The sequence below is a fragment of the Cohnella sp. genome (assembly GCF_041641335.1).
In the GTDB taxonomy this organism is placed as follows: Bacteria; Bacillota; Bacilli; order Paenibacillales; family Paenibacillaceae; genus Cohnella.
Genome location: NZ_JBEPYQ010000014.1, coordinates 46,389 through 60,482, shown reverse-complemented (window position 1 = coordinate 60,482; position 14,094 = coordinate 46,389). Strand labels below are relative to the sequence as shown.

Annotated in this window: 15 protein-coding genes and 1 other annotated feature (1 of these 16 cut by a window edge); of the genes, 1 reads left to right on the top strand and 14 read right to left on the bottom strand. The window is 54.9% G+C overall.

The window, feature by feature from the left end:
- Positions 1–198: a binding site (T-box leader), on the bottom strand; it reaches 54 nt to the left of the window's first position.
- A 52-nt stretch (positions 199–250) separates the two neighbouring features.
- From ACESLM_RS06600 to ACESLM_RS06570, 7 genes are all read right to left on the bottom strand, one after another.
- A complete protein-coding gene (locus ACESLM_RS06600) occupies positions 251–736 on the bottom strand; it encodes a DivIVA domain-containing protein (RefSeq protein ID WP_094041599.1) in 486 nt (161 codons plus the stop codon).
- Between the two features lie 84 nt (positions 737–820).
- On the bottom strand, positions 821–1,606 hold the full coding sequence (locus ACESLM_RS06595; protein WP_372630774.1) for a YlmH family RNA-binding protein: 786 nt from the start codon (positions 1,604–1,606) through the stop codon (positions 821–823).
- A gap of 6 nt (positions 1,607–1,612) precedes the next feature.
- Entirely contained in the window at positions 1,613–1,882 is a 270-nt protein-coding gene (locus tag ACESLM_RS06590; RefSeq protein WP_094041601.1) for a YggT family protein, read from the bottom strand.
- A 7-nt stretch (positions 1,883–1,889) separates the two neighbouring features.
- On the bottom strand, positions 1,890–2,351 hold the full coding sequence (locus tag ACESLM_RS06585; protein WP_372630773.1) for a cell division protein SepF: 462 nt from the start codon (positions 2,349–2,351) through the stop codon (positions 1,890–1,892).
- 2 nt (positions 2,352–2,353) lie between these two features.
- Positions 2,354–3,052 (bottom strand): YggS family pyridoxal phosphate-dependent enzyme, encoded by a 699-nt coding sequence (locus tag ACESLM_RS06580; protein ID WP_372630772.1) that lies wholly within the window; start codon positions 3,050–3,052, stop codon positions 2,354–2,356.
- 7 nt (positions 3,053–3,059) lie between these two features.
- Positions 3,060–3,857: a peptidoglycan editing factor PgeF gene (gene pgeF, locus ACESLM_RS06575; RefSeq protein ID WP_372630771.1), complete on the bottom strand. Its 798-nt coding sequence runs from the start codon at positions 3,855–3,857 to the stop codon at positions 3,060–3,062.
- An 87-nt stretch (positions 3,858–3,944) separates the two neighbouring features.
- Positions 3,945–4,223 (bottom strand): YlmC/YmxH family sporulation protein, encoded by a 279-nt coding sequence (locus ACESLM_RS06570; protein WP_094041605.1) that lies wholly within the window; start codon positions 4,221–4,223, stop codon positions 3,945–3,947.
- Between the two features lie 642 nt (positions 4,224–4,865).
- On the opposite strand from ACESLM_RS06570, the gene ACESLM_RS06565 reads away from it, so the two are divergent.
- The gene (locus ACESLM_RS06565) at positions 4,866–5,789 is read left to right on the top strand and encodes a transposase (RefSeq protein ID WP_372630770.1); all 924 of its coding nucleotides are present in this window, start codon (positions 4,866–4,868) and stop codon (positions 5,787–5,789) included.
- A gap of 671 nt (positions 5,790–6,460) precedes the next feature.
- Here ACESLM_RS06565 and sigG read toward each other — a convergent pair.
- The 7 genes from sigG to murA all read right to left on the bottom strand — a co-directional run bounded on the left by sigG (position 6,461) and on the right by murA (position 14,080).
- Complete coding sequence (gene sigG / locus ACESLM_RS06560) at positions 6,461–7,243, bottom strand: RNA polymerase sporulation sigma factor SigG (RefSeq protein ID WP_198960566.1); 783 nt, start codon at positions 7,241–7,243, stop codon at positions 6,461–6,463.
- 96 nt (positions 7,244–7,339) lie between these two features.
- Positions 7,340–8,062: an RNA polymerase sporulation sigma factor SigE gene (gene sigE / locus ACESLM_RS06555; protein ID WP_198960567.1), complete on the bottom strand. Its 723-nt coding sequence runs from the start codon at positions 8,060–8,062 to the stop codon at positions 7,340–7,342.
- A gap of 15 nt (positions 8,063–8,077) precedes the next feature.
- Entirely contained in the window at positions 8,078–9,040 is a 963-nt protein-coding gene (gene spoIIGA / locus ACESLM_RS06550) for a sigma-E processing peptidase SpoIIGA (RefSeq protein WP_372630769.1), read from the bottom strand.
- A 248-nt stretch (positions 9,041–9,288) separates the two neighbouring features.
- Positions 9,289–10,431 carry a cell division protein FtsZ gene (gene ftsZ / locus ACESLM_RS06545; RefSeq protein WP_372630768.1) on the bottom strand — a complete coding sequence of 381 codons (1,143 nt, stop codon included), beginning with the start codon at positions 10,429–10,431 and terminating at the stop codon, positions 9,289–9,291.
- A gap of 50 nt (positions 10,432–10,481) precedes the next feature.
- Positions 10,482–11,732: a cell division protein FtsA gene (gene ftsA / locus ACESLM_RS06540; protein ID WP_372630767.1), complete on the bottom strand. Its 1,251-nt coding sequence runs from the start codon at positions 11,730–11,732 to the stop codon at positions 10,482–10,484.
- A gap of 234 nt (positions 11,733–11,966) precedes the next feature.
- Positions 11,967–12,707 (bottom strand): cell division protein FtsQ/DivIB, encoded by a 741-nt coding sequence (locus ACESLM_RS06535; protein ID WP_372630766.1) that lies wholly within the window; start codon positions 12,705–12,707, stop codon positions 11,967–11,969.
- A 98-nt stretch (positions 12,708–12,805) separates the two neighbouring features.
- Positions 12,806–14,080: a UDP-N-acetylglucosamine 1-carboxyvinyltransferase gene (gene murA, locus ACESLM_RS06530; RefSeq protein WP_372630765.1), complete on the bottom strand. Its 1,275-nt coding sequence runs from the start codon at positions 14,078–14,080 to the stop codon at positions 12,806–12,808.
- Positions 14,081–14,094: the final 14 nt, after the last annotated feature.

Here is a 14,094-nt window from a genome sequence, read left to right as displayed (position 1 = left end):
TAGCGAAGAGACGGCAACTCAGCATCCGGTAACGGCGGACTTCCGACCTCGCTTACTGAACGCGGCTGCATAACACAAAGCGTCGTTCGGCAGGCGTCTCGGGGAGGATATTCGGCGCATCCTTCGCATTGGCTCGCACCTTCCGCCAACTCTCTGAGCTCGGGTATCGCGCTTACTCGTTCCCGTCTTCGACGTTGCAGTTCATTCATAATACCCTATTATACTTCCCCGTTTCGTTCCCCGCAACCGCTCAGGCTTCAATCCCCCGCGGCTCGCGCCCTTCTAGCGATTCCCATCCGTCCTGCGACAGCAGCTCCATCTGGGATTCGATCAACGCGCGGAAACGCGCGCGGTAGATCGTCGCTTGCTTCTTCAGCTCTTCGACCTCCAGCGCGATCTTGCGGGATTTCGCCAACGCGTCGTTGATGATGCGGTCGGCGTTCTTCTCCGCTTCCTTCACGATCAGATGCGCTTCCTTCTTCGCGTTGTTCCGCAGCTCGTCCGCCGCTTCTTGCGCAACGATGATCGTTTTGCTCAGCGTCTCTTCGATGTTGGAGAAATGGCCCAGCTTATCCTGGGAAGCGGCGACCATATTTTGCAATTCCTTGTTCTCGCGGATCATCGCTTCATAGTCCTTGATGATCTGATCGAGAAACTCGTTGACTTGATCTTCGTCGTAACCGCGAAGGCGGCGGGCGAATTCTTTGTTATGGATGTCTAGTGGTGTCAGTGGCATCGGTGCACCTCCTCGGTTCCTGATTTCCAAGTAGCCTATTCACAACATCAATTCGACGAAAGCTGAAAAATTCCTTCTGCGATTCTACACAAATTTCCCGATGCGCACCCGGGTTCTGCCGCTTTTCGACACGCCTTCCACGTCGATGATCTTAAATCGGCCGAAGCCTTTCATCGACACGACGTCGCCGACTCTGAGCGGATGCGACGGATCCTCCACCGGCTTCCAGCTCACGCGGCATCTGCCCGCTTTGATCGGATCGACGATCTTCGCCCGGCTGAGCCGGAAAACGTCGCTCGCAATCCCGTCAAGCCGCATCGAAGCGACGGACAGCACCTGCTCCTGCAGCTCGACTTTGGCTTCGCGCAGCTCGGAGAGCGGCCTTACGGAGACGCTGACGTCTACGCGGTGCGCCTGCTTCATATGCCCGATGAGGAAATCGCCGATTTCCTCCGCAATCAGCGCATGGCAGCCCGCCTCGCTGACGTGGAGATCGCCGATTTTGTCCCGCTTGATGCCGAGACCGAGCAAAGCGCCCAAGTAATCTCCATGATCCAGATCGGCAATTTTCCGATCGTCCGAAGCGATGTCGAGGACGACGATTCCCATATCCTCGTCGTCCAGCACACGGTAGTCGGGAGCGACCATCGCCCGCTTCCTCTCGGAGTGCGGGCTTCCGCCGTCCAGGCGCACCTGGGCGTCCGGCTCCCGGTTCGCCAGCGTAAACAAAATATGCGCCTGGCGCGGATCGAGAAAATCCGTCCGCTTCGTCTCGTGACGTTCGGCGGCTCTCTCGACCCACTCCAAGGCGCGATCCACGAATGCTTTTTCATCGGGATGAAAATGCTCGTAAAGACTTGTTCGCGACATAGGCGCTTACCCGAACAGGAATCTCAGCACGGCGATCAACCCTTGCGCGACGAATCCGAGCGCGAAGTAGGCGATGATCGGGGAGATGTCCAGCATTCCGCCGATCGGAGGAATCAGCTTGCGGAAAGGTCTCAAATACGGTTCCACCAATTTGCCGAGCAGCTCGCCGACGAAGCTCTCCTTCACGGCAGGCAGCCAAGACATGAGCACGTAAATGATGATCATGTATGAGTAGATGCGGTACACAATGCCAATATAAGTTTCTAATTGCTCCAACCTGGTGTCACCTCATTTTGGGATAGTCGACGGATTCCTCGGACAACATTTCCGTGATCGTTCCCGACACTTCCACCGAATCCGGCGTACAGAGGAAAATGTCCGATCCCAGCTTGGAGATATGGCCGCCGAGGGCGTACACGGTGCCGCTCAGAAAATCGACGATCCGAATCGCCTGATCTCTTCTGACGCGCTGCAGATTAACGACGACCGAGCGTCGCGACTTCAAGTGATCCGCGATTTCCTGCGCTTCGTCGTAAGAACGGGGTTCCGTGAGAACGACGCGGGCGGCCTTCTGGGAATGAATGCTCACGACGTTGTTCTTACTCGAATGTCTACGCGCTTCGAACGCTGGGGTTTCAATTTCCTGCTCCTCGTTCTCGGCGGCGAAACGTTCGCGCTCCGCCTCCTGCTGTTCCTGTTCTTCCTGCAACCCCAAGTAATTAAGAAACCGATTCATGACACCCATGCCTATCCCTCCTCTATTTCTTCTTTCCCTACGAGCACCGTTCCCAAACGCACCCAAGTCGCGCCTTCTTCCACGGCCACCTCGAAATCGTTGGACATTCCCATCGACAGCTCCGTCAACGGCTCGTCTAGAGCGGAAGATGCGTTCAATTCATCCTTTAGCTGTCTTAACGCCCGGAAAACCGGCCTGGTCTCCTCGGGTTCGCTTTCGTACGGCGCCATCGTCATCAGGCCGATCGGATTGATGCGATCGAACCTTCGCAGCTCCTCCAGAAAAGATTTGACCGCTCCAGGCTCCAGCCCGTGCTTGGACTGCTCACCCGATACGTTCACCTGCAAGAGGCAGGGGACCGACACGCCGAGCGTTTGCGCCCGCTTATGGATCGCTTCGGCCAGCGAAGCGCGATCCAACGAATGGACGTAGTCGAATTTGCCGATAACGTCTTTGACTTTATTCGTCTGCAAGGAACCTATGTAGTGGAAAACGGCTTGTCCCTTTAGCGCTTCCCATTTCGCCTTCGCGTCGGGCCAGCGGTTCTCTCCGATATGAGTCACGCCTTCCCGCACGACGGCTTCCGCCGTGGCGGTCGATACGTACTTGGTGACCGCGATAATGCGCACATCCTCGCGTCGCCTGCCACTCCTCGAACATGCCTGCTCCAGCCGGTTTTCCACGTCTCGCAGACGGCCTTCCAATGCCACGAAACGATCACCTCGATTTTCTGCCCAACCAGCTCATCATCCGCCCCGTCGCTCCCTTTTCTTTCCGATGGGAAAACAACAGGTCCGTGCGACAGCTCGTACACCATGAAGATATTTCGATGCGGCTCGGCAATATTCCTGCTTTTATCATAAGTTGTCGGTTCAAATGTTTCAAGTTAAGCTGAGCCCGACCGCCAATTTCGTTCGGTCTGACGATTTCTTCCGTCGAAGTATCCAATAAAGGCCGCACGTGTTTCAATACCGATTCATCCACTTCGTAGCAGCAATCGCCGATCGACGGTCCGATGGCCGCTCTCATGTTTTCCGGCCTGACTCCGTATACCTCGCGCATCTTCTCGACCGTCTTGACCGCGATTTCGGACACGGTTCCTTTCCAGCCGGCATGGGCCAGGCCCATCGCTCCCGTCACGGAATCGTGAAAATAAAGCGGAACGCAATCGGCATAAAACATCGCAAGCAGTACGTCCGGCTCGTTCGTGATCATCGCGTCTGTGTCGGCAATAGCCGTCTCCCGGGTCGTTCGTCCCCGTCCGATATCCTCTGTCTTAACCACGTAAACGTCGTTTCCGTGCACCTGCTCCGCGCAAGTAAAGGCCGCAAAATCCCAGCCTAGCGACTCGGCCATCGTCTCCCTGTTCGAGACGACCGCTAGCGGGTCGTCCCCGACGTGTAGGGCCACGTTCCCGGCGCGTCTCGTCGTAAAACCCGCGGTCAGCCCGTCGTCCGTCCCGCACCAAATCTGCAGCATAAACAAAGATGAAGGCTGTCCCTTCTCTTCACGCAATACAAAAGGCTCCAACCTATCGCACCTCCGACCCCAAGTGTACCATAGCCGCGGCGCAAGCGGAAGAAAAGCGCGCCCGCTGGCACGCTATCTCCCCGAGTGCGCATCCCCGTCCTCCAGCCGGTACACCTTCGCATCGTCCAGCCGGACCAGCACGACGTCTGTTCCGATCTTGACGATGTTCCGCCATGGAATAACGACGTCATTGCCCCCGCCAAACATCCCGAACAGCCTCGTCGAAGTCGGCACCACGATCGAATCGATGCGCCCCTGCCGCAAATCGAGCTCCAAATCGCTCACCTGCCCGAGCTTCTTCCCGTCGACGATGTTGATTACGTCCTTCGTCTGAAAATCCGATATTTTCATCCGCTCACGCCCCCAGTCCGCCCCGGGCACTCGTACCCTGCTATTAAATATATGATCCTCCTGGGAAAAATGTACGATGCCCCTTCATTCTCTCGCATTTTCTTGCCTTACAGCCATTATCCCGTTCCCTCAGGACACCACACCACACCGCAGCGCAACTCATGAGCGCTTTTTTCTCCCTATAGCCATTATCCCCTTGACTCAGTGAGAGAGCTTCTTAAGACCTTTTCAGACAAGTCCAGACAGATTCAGGCAAGCCTGGATAGATTCAAAGCACGTCCAAACGCTCGCTTCCATACCAGACAAAGCTGCAAGCAATTAACCACAGTTAGAGAAGTCCAGATACAACTACATTCAGCTAATTCAATTGATTTACCAGATTCACCAAATTCACCAGATTCACCAGATTCACCAGATTCACCAGATTCACCAGATTCACCAGATTCACCAGATTCACCAGATTCACCAGATTCACCAGATTCACCAGATTCACAACTTCAACTAAGCTCCGCTAGATGTCCACTATCCCATCCGCTCAGAATCCGTATAAATCTCAAATAAAAGTTAAAACGTACTTGAAAAACTAGAAAAAATAGTATATTATAAAATAAGAACAAACGTTCGCAAGAGGGGGGTTAGGGAATGGAAAACGGCGTAACTTTCGAGCAATTTTGCGACAAATTTAAGGATGAACAGTCTTGCATCCAAGCCTTGTTCGCTGCGCGTTGGCAGCATGGATTCCGTTGTCCGCAATGCTCTCACCCGCATTTTTATGAGATTCGGACACGACGCCTGCCCTTATACGAGTGCCGTTCCTGTCGAGTGCAAACCTCCTTAAGTGCCGGCACAATCATGGAAGGCAGCCGCACACCTCTCCGCTTATGGTTCCAGGCTATCTTCCTTCATGCCCGCCCGCGCGGCATCAGCGCGTTAAGACTCGCCGAAATCATCGGGACAACTTATAAAACAGCCTGGCTGATCTGCCAAAAAATACGCCAAGCCATGTCTACGACCGATTCCAAGGAGCTTCTAGGCGGATTCGTGCGAATCAATTGCGGCGTTTACGGCCGCCCTTACAATCCAACCGTATTTCGCCATCCGCAGGAGCAGCCTTTGCTTGCAGCGGCAACACTAGACGACAACGGGCAATTTTCTTACGTGAAAATCAAGCAGGTCCCCGACAACTATTTGATTCACGACCGGATTACGAACGGGGGCAAGCACCATTTTGTGGACCGCCATGTCTCCCCCGATGCGAAAGACGTTCGCGCCGTTATTTTGAGATTCAGCGGCGATCGTTACTGGCCGCTAATTGAGCTGTGCAAGCGCGCAAGCAACTGGATCAATTATACGTTTAGCGGAATCGGACCCAAGCACCTGCAATCCTATCTTGACCAGTTCTGTTTCGGCGTGAACAATCTCGACAGGCCCTCCAGTCTGTTCCTCCATCTGCTCCAATGCGCCGTCTCATCAACCGCCGTGACCTACCCTCAATTGACCAGCCGTATCGACCACTCCGACAAACTTAAACTCATCTACAACAAGTTGCTTAAAGAAGCCGTTTAACCCTTCCTTTCTCTCTTCGAATTCCAGCCATCACTTGTTTCCGAGGGCGACTGAGTTTATTTCCTGCATTTATAGGTATGGGTTACCTTTCTACTCCCCAACCCTTTTGAAGAAAATGCTGAGCTCCTGAGCCAAGGGGATAATGGGTATAAGGACCGAGATGAGCAAGATGGGCCTGAAGCGGCTGGATAGCCTGTGGACTTGCGGGCTTGCGGGCTTGCGGGCTTGCGGGCTTGTGGGCTTGTGGGCTTGTGGGCTTGTGGGCTTGTGGGCTTGTGGGCTGGCTTGAGGGCTTGAGTGCCTTGGGGACTCGAAGAGAGCTTAACGATTAGCTGGGCGGCAGGCTAGATGGGTTGGAAGGTTGGCGGGTTGGAAGGTTGGCGGACTGGAAGAGCTGGAGAGCTGAGGGGATTCTGCCGATGTCGAGGGGCACAGAAAATGTACAGAGTTGATGCATAGTGACTGTAGAGTCGCTGCAGAGTAGACGCATAGTGTATAGAGGCAGACAGGATGAATGAAGGAGGAGAATGCCGAGTAGCGGTCTCTGGCGTTTAGTTCTGAGTCGACGGGATAGTGGCTATAAGAGAGAAAAAAGAAGATGGCGCCATCAGGAGCTCATCCTCTTCTTCGTGTGCTGCTAGGTTAGATATTGATGTGTCTGCTCTTGGTAATCAGGTTTTGACGTGTTTTTGCATTTGTTGTATGGCCGACTTCTCGAGGCGGGAAACCTGGGCTTGCGAGATGCCGATCTCGTCGGCGACTTCCATCTGGGTTTTGCCTTCGAAGAACCTCATGGACAAGATCATTTTTTCGCGGTCGTTAAGCTTTCTCATCGCTTCGCGCAGAGCGATCTCCTCGATCCACTGAATGTCCTTGTTGCGTTCGTCGCTGATCTGATCCATCACGAAGATCGGGTCTCCTCCGTCGTGATAGATCGGCTCGAACAAAGACACGGGATCTTGGATGGCGTCCAAAGCGAACACGATGTCTTCCTTCGGTACGTTCAGCACTTCCGATATTTCCAGGATGGTCGGTTCCCTGGAGTGCTGATTCGTCAGTTGATCCCGGACCTGCAGCGCTTTGTAGGCAATATCTCTGAGGCTTCGGGATACGCGGATGGGGTTGTTATCCCTGAGATAGCGGCGGATCTCTCCGATGATCATCGGGACGGCGTAAGTGGAGAACCGGACATTCTGGCTCAGATCGAAATTGTCGATCGCCTTCATCAGTCCGATGCATCCGACCTGGAAAAGGTCGTCCACGAATTCTCCGCGATTGTTAAATCGCTGAATTACGCTGAGTACGAGCCGCAAGTTGCCATTCACTAATTTTTCCCTGGCGGAAATCTCTCCACGGGTTTGCAGAGCGAGAAACAACTCCCTCATTTCGGCATTGGTGAGGACAGGCAGCTTTGAGGTGTCCACTCCACAAATCTCCACTTTGTTACGGGTCAAAGGCAATTCCTCCCGGGGAGCAGCATTAATGTAAAGTATCTCCGGGAAGGGGGTTTTTATTCCCATGGACAAGAACCCCGAATTTTCTTACAATTTCTAAACCATCTTGTTGAACTCCTTGCGAAGACGCTTGATGATGCGCTTCTCCAGACGGGAAATGTACGATTGCGAAATGCCGAGCAAGTCTGCTACGTCCTTCTGCGTCTTCTCTTCGCCGTCGGCCAGACCGAAGCGGAGCTCCATAATCGTCCGCTCTCTTTCGCTCAGCTTATCGAGCGCTTTGTGCAGCAGCTTTCGGTCTACCTGCTCTTCGATGTTGCGGTAGATCGTATCGTTCTCCGTACCGAGCACGTCGGATAGCAGAAGTTCGTTGCCGTCCCAGTCGATGTTCAGCGGCTCGTCGAAGGAAACTTCGGTTCTCGTCTTGCTGTTTCTCCTCAAGTACATCAAAATTTCGTTTTCGATGCATCTCGAGGCGTAGGTGGCCAGCTTGATTTTTTTGTCCGGATCGAATGTGTTGACTGCTTTAATAAGCCCGATCGCGCCGATCGATACCAGATCCTCGATATGGATGCCGGTGTTCTCGAATTTGCGGGCGATGTAGACGACCAAGCGCAAGTTCCGCTCGATCAGCATGGCGCGAATGGCGGCGTCTCCCGTAGAAAGCCGCTCCAGCAAATACTCTTCTTCCTCGCGGCTGAGCGGCGGCGGCAACGCTTCGCTTCCGCCGATGTAGTACACTTCCTCGCTCTTCCAACCGAACCGGAACAACAGGCGATAAATCGACAATTGCGTCCTCAACTTCAAGTTCACGAACATTTCTGCTACCTCCTGTCACGCAGGTTGAGATGGAGCCGACGATACGGGGTCGGCTTGAACCATGTCCGGATGGACGATGGCGCGATAAGTTCCTTCGGATGACAAAGTGCCTCCATCTAAACCAATGAGCACCCGGTTCACTTGAAGAGGGGGCTGACCGTCCCGATGCAGCATGACGTGATCCGGCTTGACGGCCAGCATAAGCCGGCTGGATCCGTTCACGGCACGGTACGGGACCAGACGGAGCCTGCTCCCCCATGCGTAGTTCTCCGAAACTTGCGCGTCCAGCTCGGATATGAGCCGATCCGGAGATTCCTGTTTTAGCCGCTCGCTCCAGCCTGCCGGCAGCCGTTCTTTCCACACGTCGGCGTCCATGATCATGACGGGAATACGCGTAAGCGGATCGTACAGCCGATTGCCTGTGTCAAGCAGCGCTTTGAGCATCCAGCTCTCGTCGTCAATTCGGATTTCCGTGTCCCATACGAGTTGATCCAGCTCCTGTCGTTTGCGGCTCGTCTCGGAGGCGCTGCGGAACATCCAGACGGACAATAAAAACGTGACGGCGAACAGTCCGAGCTGCATTTGCCATTCCAGAATCAACCCGCCGTCTGCCGTAAACTCCATTCCGCCCCAGGGAGAATCCGCGCTCCGCAGCAAAAAAGACAGCCCGATCACTCCGCCCAAAGTAGCGAAATTGACGACGTAGAAAGCGGCGAAGTTGCGAAGGAAACGCAGCGGACCGCCATAGCCGAACGAGAGCAGCACCATCACGACAGAGACGAATACTTTGGCTCCGAAGGAATACATGTAAGGAATATGAGCCAAGAACATCAGCGCCGCGTACAAAGCTCCAAGGCATGCGGCCGCGAACAGACGAGGACGGGACGGCTTAATGCGGCGCGCTTTGGCGGTCGCCATCAGCACCGCGCCGTCAACGGCCAAGTTGGTCAAAAACACAAGATCTACATAGACGGTCATACTGAGCCCCCATCCTTCATCGCCCGGTAAAGTCGCCAGCAAGCAGGCCGGGATGGATGAACCCAGTATAATCGCTTTCAAATCCGGTGTCTGTCTAATCTTGCCAGCCCCGCTTACCTTTTTTTGTCGAGAACGGAGGTATAGTCAAGTCGTAGATCGATAAAAAAACTCCCATTCTACATAACGTAGAATGGGAGTTTGGTTTGCCGTAGAATGACAGCTTGATTGTTGCGATTGCGTTGAGCCGGTTAACGGTCTCCGCGAGGACGGTTCCGCAGAAACGCCGGAATGTCCAACTGGTCGTTCGACAAAGTTTGATTACCGAAAGGACGCAAACTGTTCGTCTGGCGAGTTTCGTTGCCGTGGCCGTGGCTGACCGGATCCGGCTGCGCTTGAGACATTGCCGAAGAGGTGAACGACGGACGCTGTGTTGGACTTTTGTGCTCGAATCCCGTCGCGATGACGGTAACTTTGATTTCTTCCTTCAAGCTGTCGTCGATACTCGCGCCGAAAATCATATTGACTTCCGGATCGGAGGCGGCCATGACAATTTCAGCAGCTTCGTTGACTTCGTACAAGCTCAGGTTGGAACCGCCTGTAATGTTCATGATCACGCCGCGCGCGCCTTCGATCGACGTCTCCAGCAGCGGACTCATAATCGCCTTACGGGCAGCCTCCATCGCGCGGTTCTCTCCGGACGCTTGTCCGATGCCCATCAGCGCGGAGCCGCGCTCGGACATGATCGTCTTCACGTCGGCAAAGTCCAAGTTGATCAGGCCGGGAACGGCGATCAAATCGGAAATGCCCTGAACCGCTTGACGAAGGACGTTATCCGCTTCGCGGAAAGCTTCCACCATCGGCGTTTTCTTGTCCACGATTTCGAGCAGCCGGTCGTTAGGAATCACGATCAGCGTGTCGACTTTGTCTTTCAAGGCTTCGATGCCAGCCTCGGCTTGCCTCGAACGCTTGGGGCCTTCGAACGTGAACGGCCGAGTTACGACCCCTACCGTTAACGCTCCGCTTTCCTTTGCCAGTTCAGCAATGACGGGAGCCGCGCCGGTACCGGTGCCGCCGCCCATTCCTGCCGTTACGAATACCATATCCGCCGAACGCAGCGAATTGGTAATGAATTCGCGGGATTCCTCGGCCGCCTTCTTGCCAACCTCAGGGTTCGCGCCCGCGCCGAGTCCGCGAGTCAGCTTGTCCCCAATCTGAAGCTTCTGCTCGGACTTCGTCAGGTGCAGCGCTTGAGCGTCCGTATTCACCGTTACGAACTCGACACCTTTTACGCCGGTCTCGATCATTCGGTTTACAGCGTTGCTGCCGCCGCCGCCGACCCCAATGACCTTAATCTTTGCAAGTGGTTCCATCTCAAAATCAAACTCCAACATATTAGTTAACTCCTCCTTGCTCGCATGAATGGTTCCTCATAAGCGGCGGCTTAAATAAATTCCTTGAACATGTTTTTGAACCATTCAACAATGCCGGGTTTCGGCGCCGGTCCCGTGCTGCCTGCCGCCACTTTGGCTTTCGGAGCGCGCTTCGGTCCGGTTGCGCCGCGCGTCCGAACGTATTTGGTCACGTACTGAATCATCCCGACACCGCTGCTGAAGGAAGGATCCCGCACGCCGATGTAATCAGGCACCGCAATTCTGACGTTGGATTCCAGTTCGAACTGGGCCAACGGAAGAACGCTCGGCAAAGAAACCGAACCGCCCGTTAGAACATAACCATTGATTTTGTCGTGATACCCGAGACGCTTTACTTCCTGCCGGATCATCTGGAAAATCTCCTGCATCCGAGGTTCGATAATGTTCGCGAGGTCGAACTGGGAAAATTCCTTCTCCATGTTGCTTCCGACTCTCATGACTTTGAACTTCTGATCCTCGGCGGCATCGTCGATACGGGCGCACCCGTATTTCAGCTTGATTTTCTCCGCATGTTCCGTCTGGGTCTTGAGTCCGTAGCAGATATCGCTTGTCACGTAGTCTCCGCCGATCGGCAGGGTAGACACGGCCGCAAGGCTCCCGCCTTCGAAAATCGCCAGCGTCGTCGAACCCGCGCCGATATCCGCGAGAACGGTGCCCATCTGCTTCTCGTCCTTCGTTAAAGCCATCATACCCGAAGCCAGCGACATCAAGATTAAACCGGATATTTTCAGACCCGCCTTCTCGACGCATCTCATCAGGTTATGTACGGCCGCTTTCGTTCCCGTAATAATCGTGCATTCGACTTCGAGCCGGACGCCGATCATGCCTCTCGGATCTTGAATGCCCGAAAGTCCGTCGACTAGAAACTGCTTCGGAACGAGTCCGATAATTTCCCGTTCGGGCGGCAGGGCAACCACTTTAGCCGCTTGCAGCACACGCTCGATATCTTCCTCGCCGATTTCCCTGTCTTCGTTGGAGACGGCTACGACTCCGTGATTGCTCTGCAATGCGATATGATTGCCGGTAATCCCGACGTAAACCTCGCTGATTCCTATTCCGACCATGCGCTCGGCATGATCGACAGCGTTGCGGATGGATTGAACGGTTTGGTCAATATCGACAATGGCGCCTTTACGGATTCCGTCCGAATCGGCGGAACCGACGCCAATGATGTTAATGGCCCCGTTGCTGATCTCCCCGATAATCACCCGGATTTTCGAAGTTCCGATATCCAGGCTGACGATGAGGTCATTGTTGCTCAACCGGTGGCACCTCCCGTAGATCGATGAAAATGGCTGCGAACAAGGGATGCTTCCTCATACTTATTCCACATCCGCGAGGTTTTCCCTCTTTTTTCAACAATTTTTTTAGATAATCCGGCAAGGCAGAAAACCGACTATCCAGACGGCTCCCGCTTTTGCCCATAAATGAAATTCTAGCATTCTTTTCGAGGATTGAGTAGAGTCCTTTTCCTTAAGTTTATCGGCCTCAGCCGTCTATTCTGTAACAATTTCCGTCGAATACGGAGAATAATAGTCCACATCCAACATCGTTATCTTTCCCGGCTCGCGGTTTTGCACGATATCGCTCAAATAAGCGATTTTATCTTTTAATAGGTCGATCGATGTCGTCACTTCGAACCGCGAACGCGTGAACAGCTTGATCCTTTTCGGATAAGAGACGGACGGATCCGGTTGAATCTCGGACAAGTCCGACAGCAGATAGCCGGGCAAATCGCTGAGCGCCCTGCACAGCTCCGCCAAATTCGCGTCGTCGGCGCTCCATCCCGACAGGATCGGCTTGTCCGGCAGCTTCCCTTCGGGCATGGGCAGCACCAGCCCGTTCGATAGAATCGCCGACATGCCTCCATCCGAAGAAAGCCGAACGGCCACTTGCGGATACTCCTTCACTTCGACGCGCAAAACTCCGGGGAAGTTCTTGATGATCAGTACGCTTTCTATCGGTTCCAACTCTTCCGCGCGCTGCTTCAGCTTGCCGATGCCGGGGAAGAAGAACGAGTCTCCGGGCACAACGCCCAGCGCCGCTTCGATCTCCTCGCGGCCGACGAACTCGTTGCCCGTCACTTGGATTTCGTCTATTTTCGACAAAGGGGAACGGAAGAAGAGCACGACGAGCAGGATGGCCGCCAGTGCGATCAACAGCCGAATCAGCATTTTGCCGCGCTTGGAGCGCGGCGGCGCCGTCTCTTTCTTCAGCGCGGGAATTCTTTCGCTCACCATTGTCCCCCCTTCGCCCAACATGTCCTATGTCATCTAGCAAGAAACCCCGCAGCGGAAGTGAGCTTCTGCAGCGGGGCCCCGTCACTGTTAGCCGATTAGCTGTACACTTTGCTCCTGTGAACTTCGCGCTTGATATTGCCGCCGATTCGCCGGAACATCTCCTCGATCCGATCGTAGCCCCGGTCGATATGATGAACCTGCTCGACGACCGTGGTGCCCTGCGCCACCAGTCCGGCGACGACGAGAGCGGCTCCCGCGCGAAGATCGGTCGCTTCGACCGTCGTGCCGTATAGCTGCGGCACTCCTCGGATGAAGGCGTTATTCAGATCCACTCGGATATCGGCTCCCATGCGACACAATTCGTCCACGTGCTTAAAGCGGCCCTCGAACACCGTCTCCTTCAGCACGCTCACCCCGTCGGCGAGCGCCAGCAGCGTCATGACCTGGGCTTGCATGTCGGTCGGGAACGCCGGATATGGAGAGGTGACGATCCGGTCAACGGCCGTAGGCCGTTTGAAGGCGCCGACTCTCATTATATCATTGCCTACCTCGATTTGAACACCGGCGCGGCGGAGAACGTGAATAAGAGAGGTCAGATGGCCCGGGTTCGTGTTTTCAAGCGTGACTTCGCCCCGGGTAGCCGCAGTAGCGACCATGACGGTTCCGGTGACGATCCGGTCGGGAATGACCTCGAAGTCGCAGCCGTGCAGGCTCTCGACCCCGTCGATCGCGATCGTATCCGTTCCGGCTCCGCTCACTTGCGCGCCCATTCGGTTAAGAAACTGCTGCAAATCCTGGATTTCCGGCTCTCTGGCGGCGCCGATTATCGTCGTCCGGCCGCGGGCCAGAACGGCCGCCATCATAATGTTTTCCGTCGCTCCGACGCTGGGAAAATCCAGACTGATCTCCGCGCCCTGCAGCCTGCGGGCCGAGCATACGATTCTGCTGCCTTTTTCTTCGATTCTCGCTCCCAGCGCGGCCAAGCCGCGCAAATGCAAATCGATCTTTCTCTCGCCGATCGCGCATCCCCCTGGCTGATAGAGCTGGGCTTCTCCGAATCTCGCAAGAAGCGGCCCCATCAAAAACACCGAGGAACGCATTTTGCGCATCAGCGTCTCCGGAATGTGCGAGGATGTCGCGACTGCCGTTTCGACCGTCACCACCGTATCCTGATGCCGGGCTTTACACCCGAGATCCCGCAAAATGTCCAGCATGACCTCGATATCGAGCAGCCGGGGAACGTTGCGGATCGTCACTTCTCCTTCCGCGAGCAAGCTGGCGGCCAAAATCGGCAAAGCGGCATTTTTGGCTCCATGGATACGGATGGTGCCCGAAAGCGGGTTCCCGCCTTCAATCACCAAATTGTCCAAGGGATTCACCTCCG